Raw genomic sequence first — 14660 nt, forward strand, 5'->3', positions numbered from 1 at the left:
GTGCGGACCGGTCGTGCGCCGGCTTTTACGCGGCCTTGACGAGACGACCGGTCGCCGGCGCCACGGGAACCGCGAACTGCGCGGCGGTGGGCCCGGGGCCGGTGGGCGCGCCACACTGGGCACAGCGGCCCGCGCCCCCGCGCGGCCCCTGTGCGGCATCCTGGGCCGGCACCGTCCCGTGGGAGGAGGCGCCTGGATGGGCGCGACATACGGACTCGTGGCGGCGGTCTTTCTCGCCTCGGTGGTCGAGGCGGTGGAGGCGCTGACCATCGTCATGGCGATGGGCGTGACCCGCGGCTGGAAGTCCGCCTGGGCCGGCACCGCGGCCGCCGCCGCGGCCCTCGCGGTCTTCACCGTCGCGGCGGGCTATGCGCTGGCCACCTGGCTGCCCCAGGCGGCGCTCCAACTGACCGTGGGCGCCCTGCTGCTGGTCTTCGGTCTGCAGTGGCTGCGCAAGGCGGTCCTGCGCGGCGCGGGGCTCAAGCCGCACCACGACGAGGAGTCGGCCTTCGCCGAGCAGACCTCCGCGGCCCTGGGCGCCGTCCGGACCACCCGTTTCGGCCTGGACTGGTTCGCGTTCACGGTCTCGCTCAAGGGCGTCTTCCTGGAGGGGGTGGAGATCGTCTTCATCGTGATCACCTTCGGCACCAGCGCCCACGACGTGCCGGTGGCCGCCGGCACCGCGGCCGCCGCTGCGGTCTGTGTGGCGGTCGCCGGGTTCTTCGCCCACCGACCGCTCTCCCGCGTCCCCGAGAACACCCTCAAGTACGGCGTCGGACTGCTGCTGGCCGGCTTCGGCACCTACTGGGCCGTGGCCGGGCTCGGCGTCTTCGCACCCGGCGGGCAGAGCCTCGCATGGCTCGGCCACGACTGGGCGATCCCGGTGCTGATCGCGGCCTGGTTCGCCGTCAGCCGGCTGCTGATCCGGATCGCGCCGACCGTCGCCGGGCCCCGTCCGTACCCGACCGCACCCGACCGCATCGACCGAGGAGCCCCGTGAACGTCCCGACCCTCGCCAAGGGCTTCGCCCGTTTCTGGTACGCCTTCGTCATCGGCGACGACTGGAAGATCGCCGCGTCCGTGGTGGCGGTTCTGGTGGTCGGCACGGTCGCGCTGCTCGCCGGTGCCGTGCCCGGCGGGGTGCTGGCCGCGCTGCTGGCGCTGCTGCTGATGGCCGGTTTCGCCGGCGTGCTGCTGATCGACGTGCGCCACCGCGGAAACTCCTGAGGAATCGTCAGGAAATGGCGGTCGGCAAGCGCTCTGAGCTGCCGGGATCAGGAAAACGTCAACATCGCCGCGTTCCGCCACACACCGCCCGGGCCGGTGTGAACATGGCCGCAACCCATGTCCGCTCGGCCGCCCGAGGTTCCCCTCGCCGAACCAGGCGCCGTGGGGTCGTGCAGGCATGGTGAGGGAGGGGCTGTCGGTGGCGCCGAACAAGGTCGCGGCCGAGGCGTCGGACGCACGGCCGGGGAAGCTCAAGGTGTTCCTCGGCGCGGCGCCCGGCGTCGGCAAGACGTACCGGATGCTGGACGAGGGGCGCCGGCGCCTCAGACGAGGCACCGATGTGGTGGTGGCGTACGCCGAGTGCCACGGCCGGCAGTACACCGAGGAGATGCTCGACGGGCTGGAGATGGTGCCCCGGCTGCACCGCTCCTATCGCGGCTCGGCCTTCACCGAGCTGGACCTCGACGCGGTCCTCGCCCGCCGCCCCGCGGTCGCCCTCGTCGACGAACTGCCGCACACCAACGTGCCCGGCGGCCGCAACGCCAAGCGGTGGCAGGACGTCGACGAGCTGCTGGCCGCCGGGATCGACGTGCTCACCACCGTCAACGTCCAGCACCTGGAGTCGCTCAACGACGTGGTGGAGAAGATCACCGGAGTCCCGCAGCGGGAGACCGTGCCCGACGACGTGGTGCGCCGCGCCGATCAGATCGAGCTGGTGGACATGCCCGCCGAGGCACTGCGCCGGCGCATGGCACACGGCAACATCTACCAGCCGGAGAAGGTCGATGCCGCGCTCGCGCACTACTTCCGCATCGGCAACCTGACGGCCCTTCGGGAGCTCGCGCTGCTGTGGGTCGCCGGACGCGTGGACGAGACCCTGCAGAAGTACCGGTCCGAGCACGGCATCGGCACGGTCTGGGAGACCCGCGAACGCGTCGTCGTGGCGCTCACCGGCGGGCCGGAGGGCGAGACGCTGATCCGCCGCGCGGATCGGATCGCGGACCGCCCTCGGGCTCTCAACGCCGTTCGAGCAGGGGGCACCCCCATCTCCGGCGGCGATCTGCTGGCCGTCCACGTCGCCCGCAGCGACGGCCTGGCCTACGCCTCCCCCGCCGCACTCGCCAAACAACGCGCCCTGGTGGAGAGTCTGGGCGGCAGCTATCACTCGGTCGTCGGCGACCATGTCCCCACCGCGCTGCTGGACTTCGCCCGCGCCGAGAACGCCACCCAGCTCGTCCTGGGCACCAGCCGCCGCAGCTGGTTCTCCCGCCTGGTGGCACCTCGCGGTATCGGGGAGGACACCGTCGAGTTGTCCGGCGACATCGACGTCCACTTGGTCACCCACGAAGGAGCCGGCCGTGGTCGCCGGCTGCCCGTTCCGGGCCGGCAGCTGCCGCATGCCCGCCGCGTCGTCGGACCGGTGGCCGGCCTCGTCCTCCCCCTCCTCCTGACCACCGTGCTCACCCACACCCGGGGCGCCCTGAACCTCACCAGCGAGGCCCTGCTCTTCATGGTCACCGTCGTCGGTGTGGCCTGCCTGGGCGGCGTGGTCTCGGCACTGCTCGCCTCGCTCGCCGCCTCCCTGCTGCTCAACTACTACTTCATTCCGCCCAGCGGCGAGTTCACCATCACCGAGCCCAACAACGCCCTGGCGCTGGCGGTGTTCGCACTGGTCGCGGTCACGGTCGCCGCCCTGGTGGACCGTTCCCTGCGGCTGTCCCGGCGCGCCGCCAGCGCCACCGCGGAGGCCGAGACCCTCTCCTCCATGGCCGGCACCATCCTGCGCGGCGAACAGGGGGTGTCGGTGCTGTTGGAACGCACCCGCGAGACGTTCGGCATGGAGTCCGCCGAACTCGTCCCGCGCGCCGGGCAGGAGACCGACGCCGACGAGGAGAGCGACGACCTGGTGAAGGTGCCGGCCGGACCGGACCGCCTCCTCGTCCTCCGCGGACGCCGCCTGCCCGCCTCCGAACACCGCGTGCTGACCGCGTTCGCCGCCCACCTCGCCGCCGCGCTCGACCACGCCCGCCTGATGGAGGCCGCCGCCCAGGTGGAACCCGTCAAGGCGGCGGACCGGCTGCGTACCGCGCTGCTGGCCGCGGTCAGCCACGACCTGCGGACCCCGCTGGCGAGCGGCCGGGCCGCGATCAGCTCCCTGCGCAGCCGGGACGTGGTCTTCTCCCCGGCCGAACGCAACGAACTGCTGGCCACCGCCGAGGAGTCGCTCATCGAGCTCAACCGGCTGGTCGACAACCTCCTCGACATGAGCCGGCTCCGCGCCGGCGCGCTCTCCCTGGACCTCCAGCCCACCGCCTTCGCCGACGTCCTGCCGCTGGCCCTGGCCACGCTGCCCGCGACACCGGTGCGGATCGCGTTCCAGGGGCTCGCGGAGGTCCGCGACGTGCTCGCCGACCCGCCCCTGCTGGAACGGGTGATCGCCAACCTCGTGACCAACGCGGTGCGCCATTGTGCCGCGTCCCAGCGGGTGCTGATCACCGCCAGCTCCCTCGGCTCACGTGTCGAGTTGCGGGTCGTCGACCAGGGACCGGGACTGCCGCCGGAGGACCGGGACCGGATCTTCGTCCCCTTCCAGCGGCTCGGCGACCGGGACAACACCAGCGGCCTGGGACTGGGCCTCGCGCTCTCCCGCGGCCTGGCCGAGGCGATGGGCGGCACCCTCGATCCCGAGGACACCCCGGGCGGCGGGCTGACCATGGTCCTCTCCCTGCGCGCCGCGCCGGTGGCGGAGCCGGTCGAGGCGGTGGAGCTCGGCTAGGGCGCGCGGCGCATCCGGAGGAAGGCGGGTCGATGGGCACAGGGGCGGTGGCCGTACTGGCCGGGATCGCCGCGTTCGGCGGCCTGCTCGGGATGCTCGCCGGAGTGCACGGGCTCCGGCAGGTGCGCCGGGTGCAACGGACCGGCGTGTGCGTGCCGGCCCTGGTCAAGCAGCCCCCTGGGCGGCTCTCGGACGAGTCGGCCCGGCCGCGCCCGCTGCTCCAGTTCGCGACCGAGGACGACCGGGTGATGGAGATCGTCTGCCCCGTGACGCCGACGCGCCGCCGTCCGCTCGGCGACGGCGACCGGGTGCTCCTCCACTACGACCCCGCCGATCCCCGTACCGTCGTCGTCGAGGGTCAGGAACACCTGGCGCTGGAGCGGGCGTTCATCGCCGGCGGCGCGGTCGTCCTCCTGCTGTCCCTGGTACTGCTCATGGTCGCCGGCACGATCCCTTGACCGACGCCCGCGCCCCGTCGTCGCCACGGTAGATGCGCGTCGACCCGACACGCGCCGCCACCGAGGACCGTCCTGCGCACAGACGGTGGCAGTGACCCGACAAGACCCGGTAGGTTTCCTCGCGGAGTGCCGGGAAGTCTGGTCGGCGACGGTCCAACCACAGCCGGAGCCAGCGAAAGACGAGCGCGTGACCGACCTTACTGCCATCCTCCTCCTCGTCATCTTCGCCACCCTGGTGGCCACCGGCGCGCGCCACTGGCGCATTCCGGCTCCCTCGCTGCTGGTCGTCGGCGGCGTCCTGATAGGGCTGCTGCCCTGGCTCCGGAACGTCCAGGTGGCACCCGAAGTGATCAGCGTGGTGGTGCTGCCTCCGCTGCTGTACGCCTCCGCCGAGGAGATCCCCTGGCGCGAACTGCGGATGGTGTGGCGGCCGGTGACGGTGCTCGCCTTCGGCCTGGTGCTGGCCACCGCGGCGGCCGTGGGAGCGGTGGCCGCCGCGGTCACCCCGCTCTCCCCCACCATGGCCCTCGTCCTGGGCGCGGTGCTGGCCAGCACCGACCCGGTCGCCGTGACGGCGCTCGGCCGCAAGATAGCGCTGCCGCCGCGGATACAGGTGCTGGTCCAGTCCGAGAGCCTCTTCAACGACGCCACCAGCCTGGTGCTGTTCAAGGTGGCGGTGGGCGGCGCCATAGCGGTCCACGCCGTCGCCCTGCCCGCGGCCGGCGGCCAGTTCCTGATCCTGGGCGGCGGCGGGGCACTGGTCGGCGGCGCCGTCGCGGCCGTGGTGGCGCTGATCCGGCGGCGGACCGAGGACCCGATACTGGAGACGGTGATCGCCCTGGTCACCCCGTACGCCTCGTACGTCCTGGCCGAGGACGTGCACGCCTCCGGCGTCACCGCGGTGGTGGTCGCGGGGGTGGTGCTCGGCAGCACCGGGCACAAGCTCACCAACGCCACCATCCGGCTCCAGGTGCACGCCGTCTACGGCACGGTGGTCTTCCTCCTGGAGAGCGTGGTCTTCGCCCTCATCGGCCTGGAACTTCCGGCGCTGGTCCGCCAGTTGAACGTCGACGAGAACACCTGGCCGCTCGGCGTGCTCGCGGTCGCCGGCACCGTGATCGCCGTGCGGATGCTGGGGGTGCTGCCGCTCTCCGCCGTCATGCAGCGCCGTCGCGGCAACGGCTCGGTCACCTGGCGCATCCCCGCGGTGGTCTCCTGGGCCGGCACCCGCGGTGTGATGCCGCTGGCCGCCGCGCTGTCCATCCCGCTGGCCGCCGACGACGGCAGCCCGCTGCCGCACCGTGCGCTGGTCCTCGTCCTGACCACCGGCGTGGTCGTCTTCACCCTCGTCCTGCAGGGCTTCACCCTCGCGCCCGTCGTGCGCTGGTCCCGGATCGCGCTGGAGCCGGAGCACACCGCCCGCGAGGAGGCCCGCGCCCGCGCCGGTCTCGCCAAGGCCGGCCTGTCCTGCCTGGACGAACTGGAGGCGGCCGAGGCCGCGCCCACCGCGCTCATCGACCAGCTGCGCCGCGGTCTGCTGGCCCGTCTGGACCAGGCCGACGCCGACCAGGACGACGACACCACGCCCGCCTCCTGGGCCTCGGCCACCACCTACCGGGCACTGCGCCGCACGGTGATAGCCGCCGAATCCACACAGCTCCAACGGCTGTACGCGGACCACCACATCAGCGACACCACCCGGCGCCGACTGCAACGGAGCCTGGACCTGGAAGAGGCCGGACTGGGCGAGGACTGATCCGCTCAGAACCGGTCCGGGAACTTCACGCCAGCCACCAGCAGCCCGACCAGCGCCACCGCCACCAGCAGCCCCACGATGCGCTCCACGCTCACCGCGCCACCCCCGGCGCGGTCCCGCCACGGCCTTCCATCACGGACCTTCCTCCTCGTGTGCTCCGCCCGATCGGGATCCGTTCCACCGTGGCGGCCGGCACCGCCCCTCGTCGGCAACACAGCCGGTTCCCTAACGGAATCCGAACGGCGCGGCCCCCGAGGCCGGCGCCGTCGGGCCCGTATCGCGCAGCGCGTCAACGGTCCGCCCGGTTACGGCTGGTGCCGCGCAGTTGGGCCAGCACCCGGGTGCCGACCTGGCCGAGGCCGACCAGCACGATGTGGTCGGCGAGGTCCTGGGCCGGCGGATGCCCGACGGAGCCCTTGCGGAAGGCGTCGGTGGCGTTCACGGTCGGGCCAGTCCGTCGTCCCCGCAGATCACCATGTGTGCGGAGCGCTGTCCGACGGGCATACGCAGAGGGAGAGTTGACGTCCCGTCCGCGCGGCTCGGCTCAGGAGTGCGCCGCCCGCTCTCCGGCGCTGCGTTCGATGCAGAATTCGTTGCCTTCGGGGTCGGCCAGGGTCACCCAGCCGGTTCCGTCGGGCTTGCGGTGGTCCTCCACCATCGTGGCCCCCAGGGCGAGCACGCGGGCGACCTCCTCGTCCCGCGACCGGTCCTGGGGTTGCAGGTCCACGTGCACCCGGTTCTTCACGGTCTTGCCCTCGGGCACCGCGATGAACAGCAGCGCCGAGCCCGGCGCGGTGACCACCGCCTCGGGGTCCCCCGGGGCGTCGTCGTCGGCCAGCGAGCCGTCCAGTACGGCGGCCCAGAACTGTCCCAGGCGGTAGGCGTCGGAGCAGTCGAAGGTGAGGTGTCGCACGAGAGAGGCCATGGGGCGCACTATCCGGCAGCCCCTGGTGGCTGTCCAGCGAATTCCCCGGCCGGAAGACACCGCCGCGGAATGCCGAACACACCGCCCAAAAGCTTGAAACCGACACCGAATCCAACGGAAAAAGAACCCTTCACACCAGTCACCCATAGCGCTTATATAGTGAAAAAGGTAGCTACCGGAAGGTAGCCGCCATACGTGCGCAACCTGGGAGCTAGGCGTGGCTCGCATCACCATCAACGGCGTGACCATTGACCCTTTGGTCCAGTCCGAAGAGCTGGCCGGCGAATCGCTGGTCTCCGAGGATGCTTCGGCATCAAACTACCTGCTTGTACAGACCACACATGTGCCGTCGGCAGCGGAGAAGGAACAACTCGCCGACCTGGGTGTGGTCATCCACGAATACGTACCCGACAGTACCTATCTGTGCGGATACCGGCCGTCCGACCTGGAGGCCGTTCGCACCCTGCCTTTCGTGGCCTGGGCGGACATCTATCTCCAGGGCTTCAAGCTCGCCCCGTCGCTGCGTTCGGGCAGGCTGCGGCCGGGCATCGCCGAACTCGCCGCACCGGTCGAGGCGACGGAAGCCCGCACCCACACCATCGATGTCGTCCTCCACCAGGACGTCGATCCGAGCACCGCCGGAGTGCAGGAGCGGATCGCGCGGGCCGCCGGGGTCGACACCGGTGGCGTCCAACCCGGCCGGCGGAAGGTGCGGATGACCGTTCCGGAGGAGAACCTGACCGCTCTCATCGCCCTGGACGAGATACAGCAGGTCGAGGAAGTCCCCGACATGGTGCTGTACAACTCCGTTGCGGGGAAGCTGCTGAACGCCAGGGTCTCGCACAACGGCACGGCGTTCCGGGGCGAGGGACAGGTCGTGGCCATCGCCGACACCGGCCTCGACACGGGCTCCACCCAAGACGTGCACCCCGCATTCCAGGGCCGGGTCAAGCGCTTGATCGCCCTCGGCCGCACGGCGCCGGAACAGGCCGACGATCCCAACGGGCACGGCACGCACGTCGCCGGTTCGGTCCTCGGCGACGGCACCTCCCCGACGATGGGCGGCAGCATCGCCGGCACCGCGCCGGCGGCGACCCTCGTCCTGCAGTCCCTCCTGGACGACAACGGTGGCCTGGGCGGCATCCCGACCGATCTGCAGGACCTCTTCGAGCCGCCGTACACCGAGGACGAGGCTCGGGTCCACACCAACTCATGGGGGCCGACCCTGCCGGGGCTGCCGTACAACCAGCAGTCGGCCGAGATCGACCAGATGGTCTGGGACAACAAGAACCTCGTGATCTGCTTCGCCGCGGGCAACGCCGGCCGCGATCAGGGCCGGACCGGGCGGATCAGCCCGGCCTCCGTCAGCGGACCGGCCGCGGCAAAGAACTGCCTCACCGTCGGCGCCAGCGAGAGCCTGCGTCCTGATATCCCGCTGACCTACGGCCAGTTGAGCTCGCTCTCCTTCCCGGTCAATCCGATCCACGACGACCGGCAGGCGGACCATCCCGAGGGCATGGCGGCGTTCAGCAGCCGGGGGCCCACACAGGAAGGCCGCTTCGCGCCCGACTTCGTCGCTCCCGGCACCTCGATCCTGTCGACCCACTCGCGTGCGGCGAAGTTCAGCACGGTGTTCGGGGTCTCCGACGACCCGGCGTTCTTCTTCGACAGCGGGACGAGCATGGCCACGCCGCTGATCGCGGGGTGCGCGGCGGTGCTGCGCGAAGCGCTGGTGAAGAACGGCACCCCCGATCCGAGCGCCGCGCTGGTCAAGGCCCTGCTGATCAACGGCGCGGACGACCTCCCCGGCCAGTACACGCCCACCGAGGCCGGCCCGTCCCCGAACAACAACTCCGGCTTCGGGCTGGTCAATCTGGAACAGGCCGTCGTGCTGCCGGATGACGGCGGCCAGGCGGGCTTCACCGACGAGGACGCGTTGGCCCAGGACGAGGAGCGCCCGTTCACCGTCCCGGTCCCGCAGGGCGACGGTCACCAGCTGAAGGTCACCCTGGTCTGGACGGACCCGCCCGGTCCGGCCCTGCAGAACGACCTCGACCTGATCGTCCGCGCGGGCGGGCAGGAGCGCCACGGGAACATGGGCACCGACCCCGGCTTCGACCGCGTCAACAACGTCGAGCAGGTCCGTTGGGCCGACATCCCGGCCGGGGACGCGCAGATCGTCGTCCGCGCGCACCGGATCACGCGGTTCGCCCAGCCGTACGCCGTGGCCTGGCGCCTGGCCTGAGCCGGGCACCCGTCCCGACGACGGCATGCACTGACATCAGTCTCATCAGGTCATATCGGCCGCCGTTTCAGGGTGTTGGCCTTCGCCAGGAGTTCGGGGAGGCTCCCGGCGAAGGTCGGCAGCAGCTGGAGGCAGAGCGCCCAGGCGTCGACGTTCGTGCCCAGGTGCTCCTGGGTGAGCGCCGCGGCCCGGATGCGCAGCGGCGGCCCGATCGCATCGGGCTCGTCGCCGGGCCGGTCGCCGGCGTACTGCTGGAGGTTGTGCAGGGCGGCACGGGCGGGGGTGGCGTGGGTCAGGATGTCGGCGTGGGTGAGCCGGCCGCCGTTGAGAGCGGCGCGTATCCAGTCCGCTCCCCACACCGGGAGCGTTTTCAGTCCTGCCAGCAGCAGCGGGCGGGGACAGTCCCGGAGCTCCCACAGCGCGCTCAGCAGGTCCCGCGGGAGCGTCCCGGCGTCATGCGCCGCGGTGAGGGCCTCCCAGGGGGGCGTCAGGCCCTCGCTGCGGAGCCGCCGCAGCCGCTCATGGGGCCGGCCGGCCGGCGCGGTGAGATACGCCATCAATGCCGCCGGTGACTCCGCCTCGGCGAGTTGGCGGCGCAGGCTCTCCAGGCCGTCGGGCGTCGTCAGCAGCTGCTCCGTGCGGCGGCGGAGGGTGTCCGGGAGGTGGTCCATCGCCAGGATCTCGCGGACCGCGTCGGGACCGCTGCGCTCCCACACCGCGACCAGCAACCGCAGTCGGGAGGCCGGAAGATGGAGCCACCGCAGCCGTCGGAGGAGGCTGCGGGCCACACCGAGATCGCCGGACCCCAGGCCGGCGGTCAACGTGGTGCGGTCGTAGGTGGCATCCGGGTCGTCCAGGGCCGCGAGCAGTTCCCCGGGGACCGGGCGGCTGCCGCCGGCCCGCAGCCGGCCCGCCAACAGCCGCTCGCACGCGGCCCGGTCGAGGCGGCCGTGCCGGAACAGCGCGGCGTCCACCGCCGGCTCGTCCAGATCGAGGAGGTACCGCAGTTCCGCGTCGGAGAGGGCGCACCCGCCGGCCATTGCCACCTGGGCGGACGGGCCGTGGGCGGCCACCACCGCAGCGCGGACCTCGGGCGACGGGTTTCCGAAGGCGAGGAGGTGCTGCACGGCCCGCGCGTCGAAGAAGGGCACGACCGCCGTCCGGGCCTCCTCGGAGGCGCACGCGAACACCTCCAGGAAGGTGGACCGGGTGTGCTCCGGCGACTCGGCGGGGAACTGCGCCGGGACCGGCCGCGGCCAACTGGTGTGCCGCCGGCCGCGGGTGTGCGGGGCGGTGGCGTCCGCGACGAGTTCGACGACGCTGCCGCGGGCGGTGTTCATGCGGGCGTAGAACGTCAGCCAGTTGACGGGGTCGGTGCCGAGCGCGTCCAGCAGGTCCGTGAGGGCCTTCCGGGTCGGTCCGTGGTCGAGCGGCAGGTGGGTCAGTACTGTTTCGGCCGGGCCCACTTCGGCCAGCACCCGTTCCACGGGCAGGCGGCCCGCGCGGATGCCGCGTCCAAGGCCGCGCAGGAGCACCCCGTCGCGTTCCTCGCGGTCGGTCCACAACACGGTGAACGCCTCGAAGGGCAGCTCGGCGGCGTACTCCGCGGTCCCCGTCGGATCCTCCCGGAAGCTCTCCCACAGCAGGACGTCGGGGCAGCCCTCCCACTGGGTCAGCAGGAGCAGCGGGGTGCTGGCCCGGGGGTCCGTCGTGGGGAGGTTCTCCCGGCGGAAGGGCAGGCGTTCGTGCTCCTTGCGGATCAGCGCCCAGTCCAGGCCGTCGGGCCTGGCCACGGGGTGTCCGCAGCGCACCCGCGCCAGTGCGTGGAGGTGCTCCGGGTCGGTCCACTCGCCGGCAGGCCGGTGCCGCCGGAGGTACGCCTCCGGATCGGGTGCGTCGACGGCCGCGCGCAGCAGGTCCGGCAGTTGTGGCTGCCAGGCGCTCAGGAGGGGGACTTCGTCGTGCATGCGGAGCCACTCGACGAAGGGTGCGGTGGTGCCCCACAGGGTGAGGAGCGTCAGACAGGCGTCGATGACGACCGGGGGCGGGAGATAGGCGCCCAATGCGGCCAGGCCCTCCACCGAAAGCCCGACGAACCCGCTGGTCAGGACGGCAACCATCAGGGGCCCCCTGGTCTCGTACAGCTCCTGGAGCAGGCCGTCCTCGGCGTACCAGCGGGGATCGCTGAAGTCGCCGGCCTCCAGAAGGATCCTCAGCAGCCCGGGGGCTTCGGCCACCGCGCGCACCTTGCTCCCGTCGTCGTCGCGGTACTCCGCCTGCCAGATCGCCTGCCCGACCACCGGATCCCCGGTCTCCGCCGCCGCGGCGAGCCATTCCACCGGGTCCGCCTCCAGCGCGGCGCGCTGCTGCCCGGCGTCCCCGCCCAGCAGCTCGTCCACCAGCACCGCCGGCATCCCCAGCCGGTCGGCCAGGACGGCGAGCAGCTGCGGCTTCATCCGGTCGGCGAGTGCGTCGGCGGTGGCCGGGTCGGCGAGGCTCAGCGCGAGGCGAAGCGCGGAGCGGGAGCTGTCGCTCACGGGTCGGGTCCCTTCACGGCGTTGCGGGTGGCGGAGCGGTGCCGGCGTGCGGGCCTGTGGCGCAGCGGTCCGCACGCACCGGCTCGGACGTCTTCGATCGTGACACGCCCCACTGACAACGCCGGCCGCGCCCAACACCGCATCCCGCAGCCGGAGTTCCGGCCCGCGCCGGTCAGCCGTCCGTGCGCGCCTCCCCGGCGTCCGGCTGGCCGGCCAGCAGGCGCTCGACCAGGGCGGTGACCAGGTCCTGCCGCTGGTCCGCCGAGAAGAGGTCGGGCAGGGTCAGGCTCTCGAAGATCAGCCAGTTGAGGGCCAGGTACAACAGGACCACCATCGTCGCGTCGCCCGGCAGGCCGGAATTCAGGTGGTAGCCGATGTTCTGGTCCACGTCCGAGCGGATCCGACGGGTCAGGACCTCGCGCAGCTCGGGGCGGCGGGTGGCCTCCAGGCGCAGCTCCAGCAGGGCCAGGAACCCGGTGGGGAACGCGGCCACCCGTTCCACGAGATCGTGCATGAGCTCGGTGACCCGGGCGCGGTCGCGCGGCCTCGCCAACCCGGCGGCGATGACCGCCTCGTCGGGCTCCAGTCGCTCGTAGACGCGCTCACCGGCCTGGGTGAGCATCGCGTCGCGGTTGGCGAAGTAGTTGGAGGCCGTGCCCACCGGCACGCCCGCCTGGACGTCGAGCGCGCGGAACGTGAGGCCCCGCGCGCCCTCGCGGGCCAGCACCTCGATGGCGGCGTCGAGCAGCGCCGCCCTTCTCTCCGGATTGCGTCGCACCATGATTGACACCACTCCACATGTAGTACTACGGTCCAGCCACTGCAAACAAAGTACTACACTCGAAGTGGTCGAGCATCTCCCAAGGATTTGAGGTTCTGTATGCGCAAGCTCGCGTACTACGTCGCGGTTTCCATCGACGGCTTCATCGCGGGCCCCGGCGGGGAGTTCGACTTCTACCCGGAGGCGCCGGACATGGTGGAGCACCTGCGCGCCGAGTTCCCCGAGACCATGCCGACCCACATCCGCCCGCACATCGGGCTGGACGGCGCGCCCAACAAGCGCTTCGACACCGTGCTCATGGGACGGGGCACCTACCAGCCCGCCCTGGACGCCGGGGTGTCCAGCCCGTACGCACACCTGCGGCAGTACGTCGTCTCCCGCTCCCTCCCCGACATCGCCGATCCGGCCGTGGAACTGGTTTCCGAGGACCCGATCGACCTGGTGCGCCGACTCAAGGCCGAGGACGGCGACGGCGACATCTGGCTGTGCGGCGGCGGCGTGCTGGCCGGGCAGCTCCTGCCGGAGATCGACGAGCTGCTGTTCAAGCGCTACCCGGTGGTCGCCGGCGACGGCGTCCCGGCCTTCGCGGGACAGTTCCGGCCCCGCCCGTTCGCCCCGGTGGAGACGCTCACCTTCAGCCACGGCGGCACCCTCACCACCTACCGTCCCACGGCCTGAGCACTTATGCGGCGCCGTCGAGGAGTCGCCGGTCACGGCAAGCCCCGTGCGCTCCACGGAGCCGTCGGAGCTACCGCGGCACCTCGGCTCGGTTCCCATGCCTGGCCGGCGCGAGCCGTACGGGCACGGCGCGAGGGACGGACGGGGGCTAGCGGGCGAGGACGACGGCAACTCTTCCCCGCCCTCAGAAAGTTGGCCTTCAGGCAAGCTGCTTCCGCAGCACCGTGCACATCGTCTCGTAGCGGCGCACCGAACCGCCCGGCGCCAGTTCGTCCCAACCATCGGTTCGGCGGTCGTACGCGTCATAGCCCAGTCGCTCGTACAGCGCCCGCGCCCGGGGATTGCTCTCCTCGACGGCGAGTTCGGCCCACCCGAGCCCGCGGGACCTGATGCGCTGTTCGGCCGCTCCGATCAGGAAACCGCCGATCCCGCAGGACTGCAGCGCGGGGTGCACCGCCAGCTGCCACAGCGTGCCGGCGCCCTCCCGGACCGAGTAGTCCACTCCTCCGATGGCCACCGGCAGACCCGACGGCGGGCAGATCGCCAGGTAGTCCACCGCACCGAGCCGGGCGCGCGCCAACTGCGCCGCCACGGAGTCGAGATGCAGTGCGGACCCCGACCACGTGCACGCCGCCAGATCGTCCGGCACCAGGTCGCGCGCCGCGAGCGCCAGCACCACGCCGTCCACAGTCGTCACCTCCGGCCTGTCACTATCGAGGCGGTCCGGGCCGGGCAGCAAACGGATTTCGCCCGCGTGCGGCCCTGGCGGGCGCCCTGGGCCACCGCGGCCGAAGTGCCGCGGATCGGGGGACGGAGCGACGGAGGTGACCGTTGCCTGCCCCGTCGCACCGCCCCACCGCCGGCGACGCCCGGGCGTCGGGTCCGTCAGGAATCGGGCGCCGGACTGTTCTCGGTGGTACCGGTACGGCGTCGGCGCACGGCCGCGGCGAGCAGCGCCCAGAGCGCGCGCAGGGGCCGGAGCGTGCGCAGCAGCCGGACGCGCGGGGGTCGGCCGGCCGGGGAAGGGGCTGCGGGAGGCGCGATCGCCCGCTCCGGTCTGGCCGGTGGGGGTGTGTGCTGGGCGGGCACGGGAGTGCCCGGATTCGGCCACGTGGGCGGGTTCGGTGGCGTGGGCGGTTCGTCCTGTGGGGCGGGGGCCGTTGGGCTCGGCTCGGACCGGGGTGCGTTGCGGCTGGCCTCGGCGCGTACGAGCGCGGCGAGAGCGGCGAAGATGTCGGCGGGCATGCCGGGACTCCTGCGGTGCGGATGATCGTGGA

14 protein-coding genes are annotated in these 14660 nt (G+C 72.3%); 7 read left to right on the forward strand and 7 right to left on the reverse strand.

Going from position 1 to position 14660, the window contains the following annotated elements:
* Nucleotides 1-196 precede the first annotated feature (196 nt).
* From JNO44_RS02135 to JNO44_RS02155, 5 genes are all read left to right on the forward strand, one after another.
* Nucleotides 197-1000, forward strand: coding sequence for a COG4280 domain-containing protein (locus JNO44_RS02135; protein ID WP_205360836.1), 804 nt, complete (start codon nucleotides 197-199; stop codon nucleotides 998-1000).
* A complete protein-coding gene (locus tag JNO44_RS02140) occupies nucleotides 997-1227 on the forward strand; it encodes a hypothetical protein (protein ID WP_205360837.1) in 231 nt (76 codons plus the stop codon). The genes JNO44_RS02135 and JNO44_RS02140 overlap by 4 nt, the downstream gene beginning before the upstream one ends.
* Before the next feature lie 178 nt (nucleotides 1228-1405).
* Nucleotides 1406-4003 (forward strand): sensor histidine kinase, encoded by a 2598-nt coding sequence (locus JNO44_RS02145; RefSeq protein ID WP_205360838.1) that lies wholly within the window; start codon nucleotides 1406-1408, stop codon nucleotides 4001-4003.
* A gap of 32 nt (nucleotides 4004-4035) precedes the next feature.
* Nucleotides 4036-4461, forward strand: a complete 426-nt coding sequence (locus JNO44_RS02150) for a DUF3592 domain-containing protein (protein ID WP_240167374.1) — start codon at nucleotides 4036-4038, stop codon at nucleotides 4459-4461.
* A 187-nt stretch (nucleotides 4462-4648) separates the two neighbouring features.
* The gene (locus tag JNO44_RS02155) at nucleotides 4649-6217 is read left to right on the forward strand and encodes a Na+/H+ antiporter (protein WP_205360839.1); all 1569 of its coding nucleotides are present in this window, start codon (nucleotides 4649-4651) and stop codon (nucleotides 6215-6217) included.
* Nucleotides 6218-6222: 5 nt separating this feature from the next.
* Here JNO44_RS02155 and JNO44_RS02160 read toward each other — a convergent pair whose 3' ends face one another.
* The 3 genes from JNO44_RS02160 to JNO44_RS02170 all read right to left on the reverse strand — a co-directional run bounded on the left by JNO44_RS02160 (nucleotide 6223) and on the right by JNO44_RS02170 (nucleotide 7142).
* Nucleotides 6223-6312, reverse strand: a complete 90-nt coding sequence (locus JNO44_RS02160; protein WP_039639290.1) for a hypothetical protein — start codon at nucleotides 6310-6312, stop codon at nucleotides 6223-6225.
* A 194-nt stretch (nucleotides 6313-6506) separates the two neighbouring features.
* Complete coding sequence (locus JNO44_RS02165) at nucleotides 6507-6659, reverse strand: hypothetical protein (RefSeq protein WP_205360840.1); 153 nt, start codon at nucleotides 6657-6659, stop codon at nucleotides 6507-6509.
* Nucleotides 6660-6761: 102 nt separating this feature from the next.
* Nucleotides 6762-7142 carry a VOC family protein gene (locus JNO44_RS02170; protein WP_039639288.1) on the reverse strand — a complete coding sequence of 127 codons (381 nt, stop codon included), beginning with the start codon at nucleotides 7140-7142 and terminating at the stop codon, nucleotides 6762-6764.
* 241 nt (nucleotides 7143-7383) lie between these two features.
* Here JNO44_RS02170 and JNO44_RS02175 point away from each other — a divergent pair, with 241 nt between their 5' ends.
* Nucleotides 7384-9387, forward strand: a complete 2004-nt coding sequence (locus JNO44_RS02175) for a S8 family serine peptidase (protein WP_240167375.1) — start codon at nucleotides 7384-7386, stop codon at nucleotides 9385-9387.
* 50 nt (nucleotides 9388-9437) lie between these two features.
* On the opposite strand, the gene JNO44_RS02180 is transcribed toward JNO44_RS02175, so the two are convergent.
* Both JNO44_RS02180 and JNO44_RS02185 read right to left on the reverse strand, forming a co-directional pair.
* Nucleotides 9438-11924: a hypothetical protein gene (locus tag JNO44_RS02180; protein WP_205360841.1), complete on the reverse strand. Its 2487-nt coding sequence runs from the start codon at nucleotides 11922-11924 to the stop codon at nucleotides 9438-9440.
* A 172-nt stretch (nucleotides 11925-12096) separates the two neighbouring features.
* Nucleotides 12097-12705, reverse strand: coding sequence for a TetR/AcrR family transcriptional regulator (locus tag JNO44_RS02185; RefSeq protein WP_205360842.1), 609 nt, complete (start codon nucleotides 12703-12705; stop codon nucleotides 12097-12099).
* Nucleotides 12706-12804: 99 nt separating this feature from the next.
* Between JNO44_RS02185 and JNO44_RS02190 the strand changes: the two genes are divergently transcribed.
* Entirely contained in the window at nucleotides 12805-13383 is a 579-nt protein-coding gene (locus JNO44_RS02190; protein ID WP_205360844.1) for a dihydrofolate reductase family protein, read from the forward strand.
* 199 nt (nucleotides 13384-13582) lie between these two features.
* On the opposite strand, the gene JNO44_RS02195 is transcribed toward JNO44_RS02190, so the two are convergent.
* Both JNO44_RS02195 and JNO44_RS02200 read right to left on the reverse strand, forming a co-directional pair.
* The gene (locus tag JNO44_RS02195) at nucleotides 13583-14071 is read right to left on the reverse strand and encodes a GNAT family N-acetyltransferase (protein ID WP_205369341.1); all 489 of its coding nucleotides are present in this window, start codon (nucleotides 14069-14071) and stop codon (nucleotides 13583-13585) included.
* A gap of 197 nt (nucleotides 14072-14268) precedes the next feature.
* A complete protein-coding gene (locus tag JNO44_RS02200; protein WP_205360846.1) occupies nucleotides 14269-14628 on the reverse strand; it encodes a hypothetical protein in 360 nt (119 codons plus the stop codon).
* Between the last annotated feature and the right edge of the window lie 32 nt (nucleotides 14629-14660).

It is taken from the genome of Streptomyces noursei (assembly GCF_016917755.1).
Classification (GTDB): Bacteria; Actinomycetota; Actinomycetes; order Streptomycetales; family Streptomycetaceae; genus Streptomyces; species Streptomyces yunnanensis.

Bases quoted from the DNA above. Each gene is read 5' to 3' on its own strand.
- JNO44_RS02150 (WP_240167374.1), top strand. From the start codon at position 4,036: ATGGGCACAGGGGCGGTGGCCGTACTGGCCGGGATCGCCGCGTTCGGC.
- JNO44_RS02135 (WP_205360836.1), top strand. From the start codon at position 197: ATGGGCGCGACATACGGACTCGTGGCGGCGGTCTTTCTCGCCTCGGTG.
- JNO44_RS02200 (WP_205360846.1), bottom strand. From the start codon at position 14,628: ATGCCCGCCGACATCTTCGCCGCTCTCGCCGCGCTCGTACGCGCCGAG.
- JNO44_RS02190 (WP_205360844.1), top strand. From the start codon at position 12,805: ATGCGCAAGCTCGCGTACTACGTCGCGGTTTCCATCGACGGCTTCATC.
- JNO44_RS02145 (WP_205360838.1), top strand. From the start codon at position 1,406: ATGGTGAGGGAGGGGCTGTCGGTGGCGCCGAACAAGGTCGCGGCCGAG.
- JNO44_RS02170 (WP_039639288.1), bottom strand. From the start codon at position 7,142: ATGGCCTCTCTCGTGCGACACCTCACCTTCGACTGCTCCGACGCCTAC.
- JNO44_RS02185 (WP_205360842.1), bottom strand. From the start codon at position 12,705: ATGGTGCGACGCAATCCGGAGAGAAGGGCGGCGCTGCTCGACGCCGCC.